This is a genomic window from Candidatus Frankia alpina (assembly GCF_902806485.1).
GTDB lineage: Bacteria > Actinomycetota > Actinomycetes > Frankiales > Frankiaceae > Frankia > Frankia alpina.
Genome location: NZ_CADCWT010000014.1, coordinates 1 through 19,052, shown reverse-complemented (window position 1 = coordinate 19,052; position 19,052 = coordinate 1). Strand labels below are relative to the sequence as shown.

Genomic DNA, 19,052 nt, shown 5'->3' with positions numbered 1-19,052 from the left:
GCCCGCTCGTGTGCTTGACAAAGGTGGCGTTGCTACAACCCCCTGCGTTGGGGGCACACTGGGGGCATGCCACAAAAGCCTCCCGACGGGTCACCTCCGCCCGACGACGGCGCTCTCCCGCCGGCCGCGCTGGCCGAGTTGACCGAGCGCGCGTTCGGGGCGTACGTGCATGTGCCCTACTGCGCGGCGCGCTGCGGCTACTGTGACTTCAACACCTACACGGCGGCGGACCTGGGCGGCGCGCTGGTCTCCTCGGTGGGCCTGACGACCTTCGTCGACATCGCCACGCAGGAGGTCCGGCTGGCCCGGGCGGTGCTGGGCGACGTCGACGTGGCCATCTCGACCGTGTTCGTCGGCGGGGGCACGCCGACCCTGCTCTCCGCGGGCGACCTCGCCCGCCTGCTGCGTGCCCTGGACGCCGAGTTCGGGCTCGCCGCCGACGCGGAGGTCACCACCGAGGCGAACCCCGAGTCGGTCGATCCGGCCCAGCTCGAGCAGCTGCGCGCAGCGGGCTACACGCGGATCTCGTTCGGCATGCAGAGCGACCGGCCGCACGTGCTGGCGGCGTTGGATCGCCGGCACACCCCCGGGCGGGTCTCCGAGGTGATGCGCTGGGCGCGCAAGGCCGGGTTCGAACAGGTGAGCCTCGACCTGATCTACGGGGCTCCGGGCGAGTCCGAGGCCGACTGGGCGGCGAGCCTGCGGGCGGCCGTGCAGCTGGGGCCGGACCACGTCAGCGCCTACGCGCTGACCGTGGAGGAGGGCACCAAGCTGTCGCACCGGGTGCGCCGCGGCGAGCTGCTCGAGCCGGACGACGACCTGCTCGCCGACCGGTACCTGCTCGCCGACGAGATCCTCACCTCCGCCGGGCTGACCAACTACGAGGTCAGCAACTGGTCGCGAGATTCGGCCACCCGCTGCCGGCACAACCTGGGCTACTGGCGAGGCGATCACTGGTGGGGCTTCGGCCCGGGGGCCCACAGCCACGTCGGCGGCGTGCGGTGGTGGAACGTGCGCCATCCGGCGGAGTACGCCGCCCGCCTCGCCGCCCAGCGCAGTCCGGCTGCGGCGCGCGAGGAACTCGACGCGTCCACCCGCCGGGTCGAGCGAGTCATGCTGGGGGTGCGGCTGGCGGAGGGGCTCGGCGTCGCCGAGCTCGACGAAGCCGGGCTGGCGGCCTGCGCGGGCCTCGCCCGATCCGGCCTGGTCGAACCGGGCGCGCTCGAGTTCGACCGAGTGCGGTTGACCCAGCGCGGTCGCTTGCTCACCGACACGGCGGTTCGGGCGCTGCTGCCCGACTGACCGGCACCCGATCGGGCGTGACTGCGGCGGCGCGGAACCGGGGTGCCCCCCTGGTCGTTCGGTGGGAAGGATGTCGCCAGCTCCTCACCTGCCATTCGTGGAGCGGCTCATGTTCTGTGCTTCATGCAGGGCCGGCGGCTACACTTGGCACTCACTGCGGCCGAGTGCCAGGCCTGGTGTCCGTCGGTGCAGGTGCGCGCACCGTGGCCCGGCCACGTCCCGCTTGGTGAAGGGGGTGCGACCGCGTGCTAGAGGATCGGCGGCTCGAAGTCCTACGGGCGATCGTGGAGGACTTTGTCCTCAGTAACGAGCCGGTGGGTTCCAAGGCGCTGGCGGAGCGTCATAGCCTCGGCGTCTCGCCGGCTACTGTCCGTAATGACATGTCCGCGCTGGAGGAAGAGGGCTACATCACCCAGCCCCACACCAGCGCTGGGCGTATCCCGACGGACAAGGGCTATCGGTTGTTCGTCGACCGGCTGTCCGGGGTGAAGCCGCTGTCTCGGGCCGAGCGGCGGGCCATCCAGAGCTTCCTGGAGGGCGCGGTCGACCTCGATGACGTCGTGCGCCGCTCGGTTCGCCTGCTCGCCCAGCTCACCCGCCAGGTGGCGGTGGTGCAGTACCCGTCGCTGTCGAGCAGCAGCGTCCGGCACATCGAGGTCGTGACCCTCGGGCCGCGCCGGATGCTCATGGTGATGATCACCGATACCGGGCGGGTCGAGCAGCGGATCATCGATAGCCTCACGCCCGTGGACGACGAGATCGCGGGCGAGCTCCGGGCGACCCTCAACTGCGCGCTGGCCGGCCAACGGCTGGCCGACGCACCCGAGGTTGTCGCCACCCTGTCCGACCAGACTCGCCCCGAGCTGCGGCCATGCCTGGCGACGATGACCGGGGTGGTGCTGGAATCCCTGGCGGAGCGCCCGGAGGAGCGCCTCGCCATGGCCGGCACGGCGAACCTCACCAGGGCCTCGGTTGACTTCGCCGATTCGCTGCGGTCGATACTGGAGGCGCTCGAGGAGCAGGTCGTGTTGATGAAGCTTATCGGCTCGGCCCGCGAGACCGGTACTGTAACGGTACGCATCGGTCGAGAGACGGACGTGGACGCCCTGCGGACGACCGCGGTGGTGGCCACCGGCTATGGCCGCGGTCCTTTCGCCCTGGGCGGAATGGGAGTGGTCGGCCCGATGCGCATGGACTATCCGTGGACGATGGCGGCCGTCCGGGCCGTCGCCAAATACGTGGGTGAACTCTTGGGTGCCGACTGATGGCCGTGGACTACTACGCAGTGCTCGGCGTGCGCCGAGACGCGTCGAACGACGAGATCAAACGGGCCTACCGCAAACTCGCCCGGGAACTGCATCCAGACGTCAACCCCGACCCGGAAGCGCAGCAGCGTTTCCGCGGGGTGACCGCGGCCTACGAGGTGCTCTCTGACCCGGAGAAGCGCCAGATCGTCGACTTGGGCGGTGACCCGCTCGCGCCCGGTGGCGGTGGTGGGGGCGCCGGCTCGCCGTTCGGCGCCGGCTTCGGTGGGCTCGGCGACATCATGGACGCCTTCTTCGGCGGCGGGACGGCCCGCGGCCCGCGCTCCCGGGTCCGGCGCGGCAACGACGCACTGCTGCGGATCGAGCTGGATCTGGCCGAGACCGCCTTCGGCGCCACCCGCGAGATCACCGTGGACACGGCGGCCGTGTGCTCGACCTGCACCGGTACCGGGGCTACCCCCGGCACCCACCCCTCGACCTGCGGCACCTGCGGCGGTCGAGGGGAGGTTCAGCAGGTCACCCGATCCTTCCTCGGGCAGATGGTGACCTCTCGCCCCTGCCCGCGCTGCTCGGGTACCGGCACGCTGATCGAGCATCCCTGCCGCGACTGCGGCGGGGACGGCCGGGTCCGTAAGCGCCGCACCCTGACGGTGAAGATCCCCTCCGGCGTCGAGGACGGGATGCGCATCCGGCTGTCCGGGGAGGGCGAGGTCGGTCCCAGCGGTGGGCCGCCCGGCGACCTCTATGTCGAGGTCTCCGAGCGCCAGCATCAGGTGTTCACCCGCGAGGGCGACGATCTGCACTGTGAGCTGCCGCTGCCGATGACCTCGGCGGCGCTGGGCACCTCCGCCACCCTGGAGACCCTCGACGGCACTGAGACCATCGCGGTGAAGCCGGGCACCCAGCCGGGCGAGGTCATCAAGCTCGCCGGCCGTGGCGTCCCGCACCTGCGCGCCGCCGGGCGGGGGCACCTGCACATCCACATCAACGTGGAGACGCCGACGAAGCTGGACGCGGAGCAGGAGCGGCTGCTGCGGGAGCTGGCGAAGATCCGCGACGAGGAGGCGCCCGCGGTCGTGGGCGGCTCCGGCGGCGGCGGCGCGAGCGGGTTGTTCCGCCGTCGCGGCTCGCGGCGCGGGCGCTAACCCGCTGTCACGGTCGGCCTCAGGGCCGCCCGACGCTCGTTCCCCGCCGGAGAGGATCTCCACTGACCAACGCGCTGTTCCGGCTGTCCCCGCTGCCCACCGCGGACGTGTTCACCCTGGCCGGCCCCGAGGGGCGTCATGCGGCGACGGTGCGCCGGTTGCGGCCAGGCGAGTCGGTGGACGTCACCGACGGTTACGGGGCAGGGTTGGAGTGCGCCGTCGTGGCGGTCCGCCGCGACGAGATCGACTGCGCGGTGCGCCGGCGGGTCGACGCGGCGGCGCCCCGTCCGCGTCTCGTCGTCGTGCAGGCGCTGGCCAAGGGCGACCGCGGCGAGCGCGCGGTGGAGATGCTGACCGAGGTCGGCGTCGACGAGATCGTGCCGTGGTCGGCGGCGCGGTCAGTGGTCCGCTGGGAGGGTGAGCGGGGCGCGCGGGCCAGGGAACGCTGGGTCCGGGCCGCGGCGGAGGCGTCGAAGCAGTCCCACCGGCTGCACTGGCCGGTGGTCGGTGCCCTGGTCGGGGCGGCGGAGCTGACCCGGCGGGTGGCGTCGGCGGCCCTCGCCGTGGTGCTGCACGAGCAGGCCGGCGACCCGCTGGTGGGCCTGGCCCGCCTCGACGCGACGGCCCTCGACGCGACGGCGGCGGCGCAGACCGGGCCGGCGGCGGAGATTCTGCTGGTCGTGGGGCCCGAGGGCGGCATCGCCGACGCAGAGGTGGAGGCGTTGCGTCAGGCCGGCGCCGCGGTGGCGCGCCTGGGCCCGACCGTGCTGCGTACCTCCACCGCCGGCGTGGTCGCGTCCTCGGTCGTCCTTGCGGATCTCGGCCGCTGGGACGCTAGGTGTGATGATGGATAGACTGGCGGGGTAGCGCCCGTGGCTGGCTTTCGGTGAGCGGCTCCTGCCTCGGCAGGGCGCTGACCTGACGCCAAGCCGCCGCGCACCGCACCATCCACCACGGCTATCGATCCCGAGAGGTGCCGCGGCCGTAGCTGGCCGCTCTCTATGCCCGAATCCGTCACGCCACCCGTCGCGTCGCCCGCTCCGGTCACGACGCGCATCGTCGTCCCCGGCCCGCACAGCATGGTGAGCCTGCTGGGCCACCAGGACGAGCTGCTGCGCACCGTCGAGCGGGCGTTTTCCTCGGACATCCACGTGCGCGGCAACGAGATCACCATCACCGGTCCGCCGGCGGAGAACGAGCTGGCCGCGAGGCTGTTCGAGGAGCTCATCGCGCTGCTCGACGCGGGCGCCGAGCTCAGCCCGCAGCACGTCGACCATTCCCTGGCGATGCTGCGCAGCGGTTCCGAGGAACGGCCCGCCGAGGTCCTCACCCTCAACATCCTGTCGAACCGGGGCCGGACGATCCGGCCCAAGACGCTCAACCAGAAGCGTTACGTCGACGCGATCGACCACCACACGATCGTGTTCGGGATCGGGCCCGCCGGCACCGGCAAGACGTACCTGGCGATGGCGAAGGCGGTTCAGGCACTGCAGGCCAAGAAGGTCAACCGGATCATCCTGACCCGGCCGGCGGTCGAGGCGGGGGAGCGACTCGGCTTCCTGCCGGGCACCCTGTACGAGAAGATCGACCCGTACCTGCGCCCCCTCTACGACGCGCTGCACGACATGATCGACCCGGACTCGATCCCGCGGCTGATTCAGGCCGGGACGATTGAGGTCGCCCCGCTGGCCTACATGCGCGGCCGGACCCTGAACGACGCCTTCATCATCCTCGACGAGGCGCAGAACACCTCGCCCGAGCAGATGAAGATGTTCCTCACCCGGCTCGGCTTCGGGGCCAAGATCGTGGTGACGGGTGACGTCACCCAGGTCGACCTGCCCAGCGGCACTCGCAGCGGGCTGCGGGTCGTCCGGGAGATCCTCGACGGCGTCGAGGACGTCCATTTCGCGTCCCTGACCAGCTCCGACGTGGTTCGCCACCGGCTGGTTGGCGAGATCGTCGACGCGTACGCCCGCTGGGACGCCGTCGAGGACCGTGCCGGTGCCCCGGCGGCGCCCGCCCGGCCGGGCCGCCGCGAGCGCCGGTGACCGTGTCGGGGTTTGGAGAGGACAGCTGATGGCCGTGTTCGTCGCCAACGAATCGGGCGCGAACGACGTCGACGAGGTCCGGCTGACGGCGCTCGCCCGGTTCGTGCTCGACGCGATGAAGGTGAACCCGCTCGCGGAGCTGTCGGTGATGCTGGTCGAGGAGAAGGCCATGGCCGACCTGCACGTGCGGTATATGGGCGAGGAGGGCCCGACCGACGTGCTGTCCTTCGCCCAGGACGACGCGTTCGACGCATCCTGGTCGGAGTCGGCCGATGACGATCCCACGACGCTGCTCGGTGACGTGGTGCTCTGCCCCGAGGTCGCGCTCCGTCAGGCGGAGCAGGCGGGGCACTCCCGCGAACGCGAGCTGCATCTGCTGTGTACCCACGGCATCCTGCACCTGCTCGGGTACGACCATGCCGAGCCGGACGAGGAACGCGAGATGTCGAAGATCCAGAACAAGCTGCTGGCGTCCTGGGACGTAGCGGTGGAGGCCGTCGGGGGGAAACGTCCCGCCGACGGTGCGGACGGTGCGGACGGAGCTGGAGAGCCCGGCCCCACCGCCGCGCGCTGATCCCGGCACGGGGGAGCCGATGAGCTCCGGCGATCTTCTTCTTGTCTTCATCACAGCGGTCGCCTCCCTTGCCGCCGCGGGGCTCGGCTGCGTGGACGCGGCCCTGGCCAGGGTGTCGCGGGTGTCGGTGGAGAACTTCGCGCGCCAGGGGTGGGCGGGCGCGGCGAACCTCGCCACCGTGGTCGCCGACCCCGGCCGTTTTCTCGCGTTGCTGCTGCTCCTGCGGGTCGTCGGCGAGATGCTCGCCGCCGCCTGCCTGACGATCCTGTTTGCGCACGCCTACGGCACGGGCTTCGCCGCGATCGGGCTGGGCACGCTGGTGGCGACCCTGATCGCCTACATCCTCGTCGGGGTGATGTTCCGGACGCTCGGCCGCCAGCACGCGCCGGCGGTCGGGCTCGCCACCGCGGGGCTCACCGTCCGCCTCGCCCGGATCTTCGGGCCGCTGCCACGCCTGCTCATCGCGCTGGGTAACGCCGTCACCCCGGGCCCCGGGTTCCGCGACGGGCCCTTCGCCTCCGAGGCGGAGCTGCGTGACCTGGTCGACCTCGCCGAGGAGAACGAGGTCATCGAGCGCGGGGAACGCGACATGATCGCGTCGGTGTTCGAGCTGGGGGACACCCTCGTCCGGGAGGTGATGGTGCCCCGGCCGGACATGGTGTTCGTCGAGTCGACGAAGACCGTCCGCCAGGCCCTCTCGCTCGCCCTGCGCAGCGGCTTCTCCCGGATCCCGGTGATCGGCGAGAGCGTCGACGACGTCGTGGGGATCGCCTTCCTCAAGGACATGGTCCGCCGCGAGCGCGACGGCGACGAGGACGGCCCCATCGCCGAGATCATGCGTGCGCCCGTGCTCGTGCCGGAGAGCAAGCCCGCCGACGACCTGCTGCGGGAGATGCAGGCGTCGCGGACCCACATGGCGATCGTCATCGACGAGTACGGTGGGACCGCCGGGCTCGTGACCATCGAGGACATCCTCGAGGAGATCGTCGGCGAGATCATCGACGAGTACGACAGCGAGGTGGCACCGGTGGAGTGGCTCGATCCCGACACGGCCCGGGTCACCGCCCGTCTCGACGTGGACGGCCTCGCCAAACTGTTCGACTTCGACGTCGACGAGCTGCCCGGCGCGGACGACTCGGTGACCGTCGGCGGCCTGCTGGTCACCGCCCTGGGGCGGGTACCCATCCCGGGCGCGACCGCGACGATCGGCGGTCTTCGGCTGTCCGCGGAACGGGCAGCCGGCCGGCGCAACCAGATAGGCACGATCGTCGTCAGCCGCCCGCCGCGCCCGCAGGCCCGCGCCGACGACCCGGCCCCGGGTGGAGCAGACGGCGGCGGGCCGGCCGGGCGCTCACCACAGCACGGAAAGGTGATCTCGTGACCCCAGATCCGACCAGGCCGGCGACCGCGCCCGCCGGGGCGGCCCTCGACCTGGCCGCCCAGGACGCGAAGCTGCTCGTCCTGGCCCGCTCGGCGCGGCTGCGCGCTCACGTCCCCGACGGTCGGCGCGCCGAGGGTGCGGCCCTGCGCGACACCGACGGCCGCACCTACGCCGCCGCCACCGTCGGCCTGAGCCGGCCTGAGCTGACGATCTCGGCCCTGCGGGCGGCCGTGGCCGCGGCGGTCTCCAGCGGGGCGCGCCGCTTCGAGGCCGCGGCCGTCGTCACCGAGGGTGACGAGATCGCGAGTGATGATCTTGCAACCCTGGCCGAGTTCGGCGCCGGCGTCCCCGTCTTCCTCGGTGGCACCGACGGCGTGGCCCGCCGCAGGGCGACCAGCTAGCGTGTCGACCCCGAGCCCCGCCTCCGGCGGCACGACCCCGATCGAGTTCCGGTCCGGGTTCGCCTGCCTCGTCGGCCGGCCCAACGCCGGCAAATCGACGTTGACCAATGCGCTGGTCGGTACCAAGGTCGCCATCACCAGCGGCCGGCCGCAGACGACCCGGCACGCCATCCGGGGCATCGTGCACCGCGCCGACGCCCAGCTCGTCCTCGTCGACACGCCCGGCCTGCACCGGCCGCGCACCCTGCTCGGGCAGCGGCTCAACGACGTCGTGCGGGCCACCCTGTCCGAGGTCGACGTCGTCGGGTTCTGCATGCCCGCCGACGAGCCCGTGGGCCGCGGTGACCGCTTCATCGCCGAGGAGCTGTCCCGCCTGCCGAAACGGACACCGGTGGTGGCCATCCTGACCAAGACCGACAAGGTCGGCGACGCGGACCGGATCGGCGCGCGGCTGCTCGACGTCGCCGGCCTCGGCGAGTTCAGTGACATCGTCCCGGTCAGCGCCATCCGCTCCTACCAGGTGGACGTGCTCGCCGAACTGCTGGCCGCCCGGCTGCCGAAGGGGCCCGCGCTCTACCCCGGCGGCGAGCTGACCGACGAGCCCGAGCAGGTCATGGTCGCCGAGCTGGTCCGGGAGGCGGCCCTGGAAGGGGTCCGCGACGAGCTGCCCCACTCGCTGGCGGTGGTCGTCGAGGAGATGATCCCCCGGGAGGGCCGATCACCGCAGAACCCGCTGCTGGACGTGCGGGTCAACGTCTTCGTCGAGCGACCCAGCCAGAAGGCGATCGTCATCGGCGCCGGTGGCTCCCGACTCAAGGCGGTCGGCACCCGGGCCCGCGGGCAGATCGAGGCATTGCTCGGGACGCCGGTCTTCCTGGACCTGCACGTCAAGGTCGCCAAGGACTGGCAGCGAGACCCCCGCCAGCTACGCCGCCTGGGTTTCTAGCCCGCGTAACCGGGACGGTTCATCGCCGACCCGCGGTGCGGCGCGCACGGCACCGGTGTGCGTATCGCAGTGCGGTGCGCTTGGCGGGTTGCGGTGCGGTAGGCACGGTTTCGGAGGGCAGACCGCGCAAAATGCACCGCAAGGCGGTAGGTGTCGGTACCGGTCAGCGGTGGAACGGCCACCGGGGCCACCGACGCGGGCGTGGAAGCGCCCGGGTCGGGGGGTCGGACCCGTCGTTGACTACCGCACCGTCGACGATCTCCAGGATCGGTGGCATAGCCCGCCGCGGCCGCCGCTCTGCCACCTTGCCGGCGTCCATGGTCGCGGGGGCGGGGGTGGGGGCGGAGGATCCGCAATCCGGCGTCCCGGCGTCATCGGAATTGGCGTGCTGGGACATCGTGGCCTCGCCGGCCGTCCCAGCCTGGTCGGTGCTCACCGTCTCGTCGGCCGTGATGGTCTGGTCGGGTGTCGCGGCGTCGTCGGGGGCCGGTTCGGGGGCGCAGGCGCCTGTCGCCGCGGACCATGCGGGCGGAGCGGTCGCGGCGGGGCTGGCGAGGGTCAGCGGCGGCGCGTCGTCGGTGAGCGCGGCGACCAGCAGCGCCTGGCGCCTGGCGAGGATGAATTCCTTGGCCTCCGGCGGTTGCAGGGCGTAGCGGTTGAGCTTCTTGCCGCGCAGATCGATCCGTCCGACGTCGTAGCGGCCCTTGGCGGGGTTCGTGAACTCCTCGCCGGTGCGCTTGCTCAGGTCCATGGAGACCAGGCGGCAGACGAAGAAGTGCGACACCGCGATCCCGTCGCCGCGCGGCGGGCTGGTGAGGAGACGCGGTCGACCGTCGCCCCGAGTTCCTCGGCGAGCTCGCGGTGCAGCGCCGCCTCCACCGAGCCGTCCTCGCGGTCCACCCCGCCGCCGGGCGTGGACCAGTAGGGCTTGCGCTTCGGCAGCGTCCGCCGGAAGAGCACCAGGCGGCCGTTGCCGTCGATGAGGATTGCTCGCGCCGCCCGCCGCACCACCCGCACCGAACCATCATCCGCAACCGGCGGCGCGCGGTGCAGGCGAGGCCGGTATCCGTCGGCAGAGTTGTCTATTTGTGCTTCCTTGCATACGGGAGGTTGCAAAACGGGGTTGGTTCGTCGCCGTCCTCTGCCGGATGACCTCGCTTTACCGCGCCGACCCAGGGTCGTGCAACCATGGGCGGGTGCCGGTGTATCGCGACGAAGGGGTCGTCCTGCGAACGACCCCTCTCGCCGAGGCGGACCGCATCATCACCGTGCTCACCCGGCGGGGCGGCCGGGTCCGGGCCGTCGCCAAGGGTGTGCGCAAGACGTCCTCGCGGTTCGGCTCCCGGCTGGAGCCGGGCACATACGTCGATCTGATGATGCACTCCGGCCGGTCGCTGGACACCGTCACCCAGGCCGACATCATCTCCCCCTACGGGACGACGATCGCGCTCGACTACGGCCGGCACACCGCCGCGGCCGTGATGCTTGAGACCGCCGAGCGGCTGACCAGCGAGGAGCGTCAGCCCGCGCTGCGGCTGTTCCTGCTGCTCGTCGGCGGTCTGCGCACCCTGGCCGCGGGGCAGCGGCCGGCCCCGCTCGTGCTGGACGCCTTCCTGCTCCGATCGCTGGCGGTGTCCGGCTACGGCATGGCCCTGGACGACTGCGCGCGGTGCGGGGAGCCGGGGCAGCACCTGTCGTTGTCCGTTGCGGGCGGCGGCGTAGTGTGCCCGCAATGTCGTCCGCACGGCGCTGCGTCGGTCTCGGCGGGGGCGGTGCGGCTGCTCACCGACCTGTTGCGCGGCGACTGGGACGGCGCGCTGGTCAGCGACGTCCGCGCCCGGCGGGAGGCCGGTGGCATCGTCGCCGCCTATCTCCAGTGGCATCTCGAACGGGGGCTGCGCGCGCTACCGCATCTGGAACGGGCATGAGTGGCCGTGGCTGGGCCGGTTCGGGGCCGCGTCGTTCGAGTAGTCGCGCCGGGACGGCGTCGTTCCGGTCGGTCCACAGCTCGCCGGACGCAGGTCGGGGAACATGCGCAGGTCGGGGGACACGTGCTGGTCGGGGATGCGCTGGGAGGGGACGAGGACGGACATGGTGAGGTGGACAGCGGTGGTGGGCGCTCCCGGCACGATCCGGCGTTGGCAGGGGGACGGTGTGGCGATGGCAGGTACCGGTACGACGGATGACGGCTCTGCGCTGCCCCGGCCGGTTCTGGGGAGGTAGGCAGTGACTTTGCGCAATGACGTGGGGACGCGGTTCCGTGATCCGCACCCCCATCCCTCGGGGGCTCGGCCCCCGGCGCTGCCGCGCAGCCTGGTTCCACGGCATGTGGGCATCGTCATGGACGGCAACGGCCGCTGGGCCAAGCGGCGCGGGCTCGCCCGGACGAAGGGGCACGAGGCCGGGGAGGACGCGCTGTTCGACTGCGTCGAGGGCGCGATCGAGCTTGGCGTGCGATGGCTGTCGGTGTACGCCTTCTCGACGGAGAACTGGAAGCGTTCGCCGGACGAGGTGGCGTTCCTGATGCGCTTCACCGACAAGGTGTTCGGCCGGCGGATCGCGGACATGGAAGCGCTCGGGGTGCGGGTGCGGTGGGCGGGGCGCCGACCGCGGCTCTGGGGGAACGTGATCCGGCGCTTGGAGTCCTCGGAGGAGCGCACCCGCGACAACGATCGGCTCACGCTGGTGATGTGCGTGAACTACGGCGGGCGGGCCGAGATCGCAGACGCGGCGGCGGCGATCGCCCGGGACGTGCGCGAGGGTCGGCTGCGGGCCGACCGGATCGACGAGGCCACGGTGAGCCGCTACCTCGACGAGCCCGACATGCCCGACCTCGACCTGGTCATCAGGACGTCCGGCGAGCAGCGGCTGAGCAATTTCCTGCTCTGGCAGGCGGCCTACGCCGAGTTCTCGTTCGTCGAGACGCTGTGGCCCGACTTCGACCGGCGCAATCTGTGGCAGGCGTGCGAGGAGTACGCCCGCCGCGACCGGCGCTACGGCGGGATCGTCGCCCACCGTGCCTGACCTGCCGGCCGACGCTGATGCCGACGCCGGCTGGGCGGCTGCGGGTTGCGGGGCGCCGGTGGTCGCCGAGATCCGCTTCGCGGTGCCGGGGGCGGCCGCGGCCGGCTTTCCGGCGGCGGCGCGGGCGGCGCTCGGCGCGCTCGCCCGGGCCGGCGGCTTCCGGTCCGGCCGGCTGGCCCGGGCGCTCGACGAGCCGGCGTCCTGGCTGCTGACCACCGAGTGGGACGGCCCCGGCCCGTGGCGCCGGGCGCTGTCCGCGTTCGAGGTGCGTTATGCCCTCACGCCGCTGCTCGCCCACGCCGTCGATGTGCCCGGCGCCTTCGAGGTGCTCGCCGCCGTGGACCCGCCCGTGGCTCGGGGCGCCGGCGGCGGCCGGCCCGGCGTCGGTCCCACCGAGGCGGGCGATGGGGACGTCGACCACCTCGCCCGGACCTACCGCTCGGACCGCGCCGCGGACGCGGATACCGCTGCGCCCGGCTCGTCCTGACCGGCCCTGGCCGCTTGGTGTTCCGTGGTGCCCGCCGGCCGGGATGTCGTGGCGCGGGCCCGGCCTGGCACCGGATTGTCGGTGCCGACCGGTAGCCTCGGGTCAGCATCACCGACCCGTGATCATTGGAGGGTCTGTCCCCGGCAGATCGCCGCGCGCGGCCCGGGGCCGGACCGTGGGTGGGGCGCCCCGCCCCGCTCGTGACCGTGACAGCGAAAAGCCGAGGCTCACCCGATGTTGACCATGCAGGACGCGTTGCTGGCGCTGACCCGCTACTGGACCGACCGGGGCTGCATGATCATGCAGCCGTTCAACGCCGAGGTCGGCGCCGGTACGCTCAACCCGGCCACGGTGCTGCGGGTACTCGGTCCGGAGCCGTGGCACGTGGCCTACGTGGAGCCCTCGGTCCGCCCCGACGACTCGCGCTACGGCCAGAACCCCAACCGCCTGCAGACGCACACCCAGTTCCAGGTGATCCTCAAGCCCGACCCGGGCAACGCCCAGGAGCTCTACCTCGGCAGCCTGGCCGCGATCGGGGTCGACACCGCCGCCCACGACGTCCGCTTCGTCGAGGACAACTGGGCCTCACCCGCGCTCGGCGCCTGGGGCCTCGGCTGGGAGGTGTGGCTCGACGGCCTGGAGATCACCCAGTTCACCTACTTCCAGCAGGCCGGCGGCCAGACCCTCGACATCACCAGCGTCGAGATCACCTACGGCATGGAACGCATCCTCATGGCGCTGCAGGGGGTTCGCCACTTCAGCGAGCTCGCCTACGCCCCGGGCATCTCCTACGGCGAGGTGTTCGGCCAGTCCGAGTACGAGATGTCGCGGTACTACCTCGACGACGCCGACATCGACACCGTGCGCCGCCTCTACGCCGACTACGCCGCCGAGGCCCGCCGGCTCGTCGACGCCCGCCTGTCGGTCCCGGCGCACTCCTACGTGCTGAAATGCTCGCACGCGTTCAACATCCTCGACTCGCGCGGAGCCGTGTCGACCACCGAGCGGGCGACCTCCTTCGCGCAGATGCGCGGGCTGTCCCGCGAGGTCGCGGCCCTGTGGCGGGACCGCCGTGAGGAGCTCGGCCATCCGCTGGGCGTGGCCACCCCGCCGCCGCCCGCCGTGCCGGCCGCCGCGCCCACCCGGGTGCGCGAGCCGGCCACCCTGCTGTTCGAGATCGGCACGGAGGAGCTGCCCGCGGCCGAGGTGACCCGGACGGTGGTGACGGTGCGCGCCGGCCTGCTCGACCGGCTGGCCGCCACCCGCCTCACCCACGGCGACGTGCGCGTGCTGGGCACCCCCCGCCGGATCGTGGCGATCGTCGACGACGTCGCCCCGCGGGAGCCGGACGTCGAGCGCGTGGTGCGCGGTCCGCGGGTCACAGCCGCCTACGACGCCGCCGGCGCGCCGACGAAGGCCGCGGTCGGCTTCGCCCGCGGCCAGGGCGCGGACGCGGCGGATCTGCAGACCGTCACCCACCGCGACGTCGAGCACGTCGCGGTGGTCCGCACCGAGGCCGGCCGGGACGCCACCGACGTGCTGGCCGAGGTCCTCGGCGAACTCGTCGCCGGGCTGCGCGCGGAGCGCAACATGCGCTGGAACGATCCGGTGCTGTCCTTCAGCCGCCCGGTGCGCTGGCTCGTCGCCCTGCTCGGCGAGGTGGTGGTGCCGGTCGCGGTGTCCTCCCTCGCTGCCGGGCGGACCACCCTGGGCCACCGGCGGGCCGGATCACCGCCGATCGAGGTGGCCACCGCCCGTGGCTACCCGGAGCTGCTCGCCGCCCGCTCGATCCTGCTCGACCCGGCGGTGCGCCGCGACCTCATCGTCGAGGCAGCCGCCAAGCTCACCGCGGACACGGGTGGCCACATCGATCCCGTGGCCGACGCCGACACCCTCGCCGAGGTGACGAACCTCGTCGAGTTCCCGCGGCCGCTGCTGGGCTCCTTCGAAAGCCGCTTCCTGGAGCTGCCCGCGGAGATCCTCACCACCGTCATGCGCAAGCACCAGCGGTACCTGCCCGTGCGCGACGCCGCGGGTCGGCTGTTGCCGGCCTTCGTCGCCGTCGCCGACGGCAACGTCGACGACGCGCTGGTGCGCGCCGGCAACGAGGACGTCATCCGCGCCCGGTTCACCGACGCCGCGTTCTTCTACGACGCCGACGTCAAGGTGCCGTTGGAGACCTTCCGCGCCGGGCTCGCGAAGCTCACCTTCGAGCAGCGGCTCGGCTCGGTCGCCGACCGGGCGGATCGGATCGGGGCGCTGGCCTGCGCGCTCGGTGACGAGATCGGCCTCGGTGCCGACGACCGGGCGGCGTTGGACCGCGCGGCCGCGCTCGCCAAGTTCGACCTGGCCACCCAGATGGTGATCGAGCTGTCCAGCCTCGCCGGCACGATGGCCCGGGAGTACGCCCGCCGGGCCGGCGAGCCCGAGGCCGTCGCCACCGCGCTCTACGAGATGGAGCTGCCGCGGCGGGCCGGCGACGATCTGCCCGCCACCGTCGGCGGGTCGCTGCTCGCCCTCGCCGACCGGCTCGACCTGCTTGTCGGGCTGTTCGCCCTGGACGCCGCGCCGACGGGCAGCTCCGACCCGTTCGGGCTGCGCCGGGCGGCGCTTGGCGCGGCCGCGATCCTCGGCAGCCGGCCCGAGCTCGCCGGCCTCGACATCGCCGACGTCCTCGCCCGGGCGGCCCGGCTCACCCCGGTGCCGGTGTCCACGCAGGCGCTCGCCGCGGCCGAGGCGTTCGTCCGCGGTCGCTACACCCAGCAGTTACTCGACAGCGGCATCGACCACCGCCTGGTCGGCGCGGTAGCCCCGCTCACCGGCACGCCGGCACGCGCGGCGACCACCCTCGCGACGCTGCGCAGGCTGCTCGGGGAGCCCGCCGGGGCGGCGGCGGTGGGCGACCCGGCCGGGTTCGCCGCCCTGGCAGCGGCGCTGCAGCGGGTCCGCCGCATCGTTCCGGCCGACACCCCCGCCACCGCAGACGCCGAGCGGCTCGCCGAGCCGGCCGCCGCCCGGCTCCTGGCCGTGGTCACCGCGCTGGCGCGGCGCCTCGGCGCGCCGGCGGGTTCGCCCGCTCGCTCGGCAGTCGTGCCGCTCGGCGAGTTGGTCGCCGCGGCGGGGGAGTTGCCGGCCGCGATCGACGGGTTCTTCGACGCGCTGATGGTGATGGACCCGGATCCGGCGGTCCGCGCGGCCCGGCTCGGCCTGCTCGCCCGGATCCGGGATCTCACGGCGGGAACCCTGGACTGGGAGGCGCTCGGCTCGCTGCCCACCGCCGGCCACTGACGCCGCCCCCGGACCGCCGTCCGGTCACCCGCGAAAGAACCAGGACGAACGTGTACACAGGCCGCGCTGTGTCGGATAGCCCCCGACGGGGGGCTACTGTTCCATCGCGTGGGTCTGTCCCGTCCTAGCCTCGCCGTCCATCCCTTCCGTGCGACCTGGTATCAGGTTCCCTGGTGGCGGTGGGCGGTCCGGGCTGTGGTCGCGGTCGTGGCCGCCATCGCGGTCCTGACGGTGGTGACGTTCTGTCAGGTGTGGTGGGTGGGCCGGGAGGATCACCGGCCCACCTCCGACACCCTGGTCGTCCTCGGGGCTTCGCAGTACAACGGGCGCCCCTCGGCGGTCTTCGCCGCCCGCCTGGACCATGCGCTGGAGCTCTACCGGCAGGGCGTCGCACCGAACGTGATCACCATCGGCGGCAAGCAGCCCGGCGATCGCTACACCGAGGCCGAGGCCGGCGCCGCGTACCTGCGCCGCCGCGGCATCCCCGCGGATCGGGTAATCGTCATCCCGGAGGGCTCGGACACCCTCGGTTCGCTGACGGCCGTCGCCGGGGTCATGAACACCCGGCACTGGCGGTCGACGGTCCTGGTCACCGATCCCTGGCACAGCCTGCGATCCCGGACGATGGCACGCGACCTCGGGCTGGACGCGGCCACGTCGCCGGTCACCCGCGGCCCGGCGGTCCACGGCGTCGACATGAAGGTCCGCTACATCATTCGCGAGGGCATCGGCTACCGCTGGTACCAGCTCTTCCAGCGGGCATCGCCACCCTCGGCGACCACGCGGGCGGTCTGAGCCCTGCTCCCGGCACGGGCGTTTCCAGCGGCGGGCGTTTCCCGGCGCGGATGGGCCTGCCGCCGGCACCGACCGGCTCGGCACCTTCCGGCGTGGTGTGGGCGGGCCACCCGCCGGGGCTGCGTGCCGCCAGGTGGCGGTGGGCAGCGGCGGGGCGGCCGAGGGTCGCGGGACGGCCAGAGGGCGGTATCGGGTGATTTTTCGATGTGACCTACCCGCGGCGCGTTCGGCCCTCTTCGGTGGTCACCCACGCTGGTACGGTTCGGATCGCCGGGTGAAAGGGTAGTGCGACAAACGGTAGTGACGCAAGGCGGCGGAGACGGCCACCCGACGCGTGCGACAACACTTCGGAGATTACCTTCCGTGAGTGTAACGACTTCCGAAGGAGACTGGCGTGGCAACTCCCGTATCCGAGAGTGCGGTCGGGACGGCCGATCTGGAGACAGTCCGGGAATTCGCGCAGCAGCTGCGGGTCGACTCGGTGCGTAGCAGCACCTCGGCCGGTTCCGGACATCCCACCTCTTCGATGTCCGCTGCGGACGTGCTGGCCGCCCTCGTCGCCCGGCACCTGCGCTACGACTGGGACAACCCCGAGGACCCGGCGAACGACCACCTCATCTTCTCGAAGGGGCACGCCTCCCCGCTGATCTACTCGATCTTCAAGGCGGTCGGCGTCGTCAGCGACGCCGAGCTCATCAACGGCTACCGCCGCTTCGGTGAGCGGCTGCAGGGCCACCCCACCCCGATCCTGCCCTGGGTCGACGTCGCCACCGGTTCGCTCGGGCAGGGCCTGCCTGACGGCGTGGGGGTGGCGCTCGCCGGCAAGTACCTGGACAAGGTGCCCTACCGCGTCTGGGTGATCTGCGGCGACAGCGAGATGGCGGAGGGGTCGGTCTGGGAGGCGCTGGACAAGGCATCCTACTACAACCTGTCGAACCTCATTGCGATCGTCGACGTCAACCGGCTCGGCCAGCGCGGCCCGACCGAGCTCGGCTGGGATCTCGACACCTACGCCAAGCGGGTCGAGTCGTTCGGCGCTCGCGCGGTCGTCGTCGACGGCCACGACATCGCCGCGATCGACGAGGCGCTCGCCGGCGCCGAGGATGCGACCCGGCCGACCGTCATCCTCGCCCGCACCCACAAGGGCGCCGGCTTCTCGGAGACCGCCGACAAGGAGGGCTGGCACGGCAAGCCCTTCCCGCCCGACATGGCCGAGCGTGCCATCGCCGAGCTCGGCGGCGAGCGCAACCTGCGCATCCGTGGCCCGGTGCCGGGGCCGGACTTCCCGCGCCCGGAGCCCTTCAGCCGGCCGGCGATCACCCTGCCCAGCTACGAGCTCGGCGCCAAGGTCGCGACGCGGCGGGCCTACGGGCAGGCGCTGGCCGCCCTCGGGGCGCGCACCGACGTCGTCGCCCTCGATGCCGAGGTGAGCAACTCGACGTACTCCGAGGACTTCGGCAAGGCGTACCCGGACCGGTTCTTCGAGATCTTCATCGCCGAGCAGCAGCTCGTCGCGGCGGCGGTCGGCCTGTCGGTGCGCGGCTATGTGCCGTTCGCCTCCACCTTCGCCGCCTTCTTCTCCCGCGCCTACGACTTCATCCGGATGGCGGCGATCTCCCAGGCCGACATCCGGCTGTCCGGCAGCCACGCCGGGGTGGAGATCGGCGCGGACGGTCCGTCGCAGATGGCGCTGGAGGACCTGGCGATGATGCGGGCCGTCGGCGGGTCGACGGTGCTCTACCCGAGCGATGCGACGTCCGCTGCCAAGCTCGTTGAGATCATGGCCGACCTGTCCGGGGTGAGCTATCTGCGCACCACGCGTGGCGCCTACCCGGTGCTCTACGGTCCGGACGAGCCGTTCGCCCCCGGCGGCTCCAAGGTGCTGCGCCGTTCGGACGGCGACACCGTCACGCTCATCGGTGCCGGCGTCACCCTGCACCAGGCCCTGGCCGCGGCCGACACGCTCGCCGCGGAGGGGGTCGCCGCCCGGGTGATCGACCTTTACTCGGTCAAGCCGGTCGACGCCGCGACCCTGCTCGATGCCGCCCGGGCCACCGGCGGGCGCATCGTCGTCGCCGAGGATCACTACCCGGAGGGCGGCCTGGCCAGCGCCGTGCTCGGGGCGCTGGACGACAGCGGGCTGCCGCTGTCCGTTCGTCACCTCGCGGTGCGTTCCCTGCCCGGTTCCGGCACGCCCGAGGAGCTGCTCGACGCCGCCGTCATCTCGGCGAAGCACATCGTCGAGGCGGCTCGCGACCTGCTGCGCTGACCGTCCTCCCGGTCCGGCACCGCGCGCGCGGTGCCGGACCGGGAGGACGGTGCATGACGGCAGCGGGGCCGGAAGGACGTCGCCCCCCGCGGGTTGGATCGGCCTACTCGCCACTAGTGTGCTGGCC

18 protein-coding genes are annotated in these 19,052 nt (G+C 72.7%); 15 read left to right on the top strand and 3 right to left on the bottom strand.

Annotation, left to right across the window (positions count from 1 at the left end; genetic code table 11):
* The first annotated feature begins 66 nt into the window (after positions 1 to 66).
* From hemW to era, 9 genes are all read left to right on the top strand, one after another.
* Positions 67 to 1,302: a radical SAM family heme chaperone HemW gene (gene hemW / locus G6R25_RS03480; protein WP_136446722.1), complete on the top strand. Its 1,236-nt coding sequence runs from the start codon at positions 67 to 69 to the stop codon at positions 1,300 to 1,302.
* 245 nt (positions 1,303 to 1,547) lie between these two features.
* Positions 1,548 to 2,567: a heat-inducible transcriptional repressor HrcA gene (gene hrcA / locus G6R25_RS03475; protein WP_163551733.1), complete on the top strand. Its 1,020-nt coding sequence runs from the start codon at positions 1,548 to 1,550 to the stop codon at positions 2,565 to 2,567.
* On the top strand, positions 2,567 to 3,712 hold the full coding sequence (dnaJ, locus tag G6R25_RS03470; RefSeq protein WP_163551731.1) for a molecular chaperone DnaJ: 1,146 nt from the start codon (positions 2,567 to 2,569) through the stop codon (positions 3,710 to 3,712). The genes hrcA and dnaJ overlap by 1 nt, the downstream gene beginning before the upstream one ends.
* Before the next feature lie 74 nt (positions 3,713 to 3,786).
* Positions 3,787 to 4,566, top strand: a complete 780-nt coding sequence (locus G6R25_RS03465) for a 16S rRNA (uracil(1498)-N(3))-methyltransferase (RefSeq protein WP_268904087.1) — start codon at positions 3,787 to 3,789, stop codon at positions 4,564 to 4,566.
* A 147-nt stretch (positions 4,567 to 4,713) separates the two neighbouring features.
* Positions 4,714 to 5,760: a PhoH family protein gene (locus G6R25_RS03460; protein WP_136446726.1), complete on the top strand. Its 1,047-nt coding sequence runs from the start codon at positions 4,714 to 4,716 to the stop codon at positions 5,758 to 5,760.
* Positions 5,761 to 5,788: 28 nt separating this feature from the next.
* On the top strand, positions 5,789 to 6,334 hold the full coding sequence (ybeY, locus tag G6R25_RS03455; RefSeq protein ID WP_136446727.1) for an rRNA maturation RNase YbeY: 546 nt from the start codon (positions 5,789 to 5,791) through the stop codon (positions 6,332 to 6,334).
* Between the two features lie 19 nt (positions 6,335 to 6,353).
* A complete protein-coding gene (locus G6R25_RS03450; RefSeq protein ID WP_163551758.1) occupies positions 6,354 to 7,715 on the top strand; it encodes a hemolysin family protein in 1,362 nt (453 codons plus the stop codon).
* Positions 7,712 to 8,116 carry a cytidine deaminase gene (locus tag G6R25_RS03445; protein ID WP_163551727.1) on the top strand — a complete coding sequence of 135 codons (405 nt, stop codon included), beginning with the start codon at positions 7,712 to 7,714 and terminating at the stop codon, positions 8,114 to 8,116. The genes G6R25_RS03450 and G6R25_RS03445 overlap by 4 nt, the downstream gene beginning before the upstream one ends.
* 1 nt (position 8,117) lies before the next feature.
* Positions 8,118 to 9,062 (top strand): GTPase Era, encoded by a 945-nt coding sequence (gene era, locus G6R25_RS03440; protein ID WP_163551725.1) that lies wholly within the window; start codon positions 8,118 to 8,120, stop codon positions 9,060 to 9,062.
* Positions 9,063 to 9,225: 163 nt separating this feature from the next.
* On the opposite strand, the gene G6R25_RS03435 is transcribed toward era, so the two are convergent.
* Both G6R25_RS03435 and G6R25_RS26130 read right to left on the bottom strand, forming a co-directional pair.
* Entirely contained in the window at positions 9,226 to 9,846 is a 621-nt protein-coding gene (locus tag G6R25_RS03435; RefSeq protein WP_235947344.1) for an NUDIX hydrolase, read from the bottom strand.
* Positions 9,804 to 10,079 carry an NUDIX hydrolase gene (locus G6R25_RS26130; protein WP_235947342.1) on the bottom strand — a complete coding sequence of 92 codons (276 nt, stop codon included), beginning with the start codon at positions 10,077 to 10,079 and terminating at the stop codon, positions 9,804 to 9,806. The genes G6R25_RS03435 and G6R25_RS26130 overlap by 43 nt, the downstream gene beginning before the upstream one ends.
* A gap of 185 nt (positions 10,080 to 10,264) precedes the next feature.
* Between G6R25_RS26130 and recO the strand changes: the two genes are divergently transcribed.
* A complete protein-coding gene (gene recO / locus G6R25_RS03430; RefSeq protein WP_136446740.1) occupies positions 10,265 to 10,990 on the top strand; it encodes a DNA repair protein RecO in 726 nt (241 codons plus the stop codon).
* On the opposite strand, the gene G6R25_RS03425 is transcribed toward recO, so the two are convergent.
* Positions 10,967 to 11,191 carry a hypothetical protein gene (locus tag G6R25_RS03425; protein ID WP_163551723.1) on the bottom strand — a complete coding sequence of 75 codons (225 nt, stop codon included), beginning with the start codon at positions 11,189 to 11,191 and terminating at the stop codon, positions 10,967 to 10,969. The two genes, recO and G6R25_RS03425, sit on opposite strands and share 24 nt — an antisense overlap.
* Before the next feature lie 97 nt (positions 11,192 to 11,288).
* On the opposite strand from G6R25_RS03425, the gene G6R25_RS03420 reads away from it, so the two are divergent.
* From G6R25_RS03420 to G6R25_RS03400, 5 genes are all read left to right on the top strand, one after another.
* On the top strand, positions 11,289 to 12,086 hold the full coding sequence (locus G6R25_RS03420; RefSeq protein WP_136446733.1) for an isoprenyl transferase: 798 nt from the start codon (positions 11,289 to 11,291) through the stop codon (positions 12,084 to 12,086).
* Positions 12,079 to 12,573, top strand: coding sequence for an antibiotic biosynthesis monooxygenase (locus tag G6R25_RS03415; RefSeq protein WP_235825633.1), 495 nt, complete (start codon positions 12,079 to 12,081; stop codon positions 12,571 to 12,573). The genes G6R25_RS03420 and G6R25_RS03415 overlap by 8 nt, the downstream gene beginning before the upstream one ends.
* Positions 12,574 to 12,807: 234 nt before the next feature.
* A complete protein-coding gene (locus tag G6R25_RS03410; RefSeq protein WP_163551721.1) occupies positions 12,808 to 15,861 on the top strand; it encodes a glycine--tRNA ligase in 3,054 nt (1,017 codons plus the stop codon).
* Positions 15,862 to 15,969: 108 nt separating this feature from the next.
* Positions 15,970 to 16,656: a YdcF family protein gene (locus G6R25_RS03405; RefSeq protein ID WP_163551719.1), complete on the top strand. Its 687-nt coding sequence runs from the start codon at positions 15,970 to 15,972 to the stop codon at positions 16,654 to 16,656.
* A gap of 394 nt (positions 16,657 to 17,050) precedes the next feature.
* On the top strand, positions 17,051 to 18,925 hold the full coding sequence (locus G6R25_RS03400) for a transketolase (protein WP_163551717.1): 1,875 nt from the start codon (positions 17,051 to 17,053) through the stop codon (positions 18,923 to 18,925).
* Positions 18,926 to 19,052: the final 127 nt, after the last annotated feature.

Coding starts and splice junctions, on each gene's coding strand:
- hemW (WP_136446722.1), top strand. CDS start 67: ATGCCACAAAAGCCTCCCGACGGGTCACCTCCGCCCGACGACGGCGCT.
- G6R25_RS03410 (WP_163551721.1), top strand. CDS start 12,808: ATGTTGACCATGCAGGACGCGTTGCTGGCGCTGACCCGCTACTGGACC.
- ybeY (WP_136446727.1), top strand. CDS start 5,789: ATGGCCGTGTTCGTCGCCAACGAATCGGGCGCGAACGACGTCGACGAG.
- G6R25_RS03460 (WP_136446726.1), top strand. CDS start 4,714: ATGCCCGAATCCGTCACGCCACCCGTCGCGTCGCCCGCTCCGGTCACG.
- dnaJ (WP_163551731.1), top strand. CDS start 2,567: ATGGCCGTGGACTACTACGCAGTGCTCGGCGTGCGCCGAGACGCGTCG.
- G6R25_RS03450 (WP_163551758.1), top strand. CDS start 6,354: ATGAGCTCCGGCGATCTTCTTCTTGTCTTCATCACAGCGGTCGCCTCC.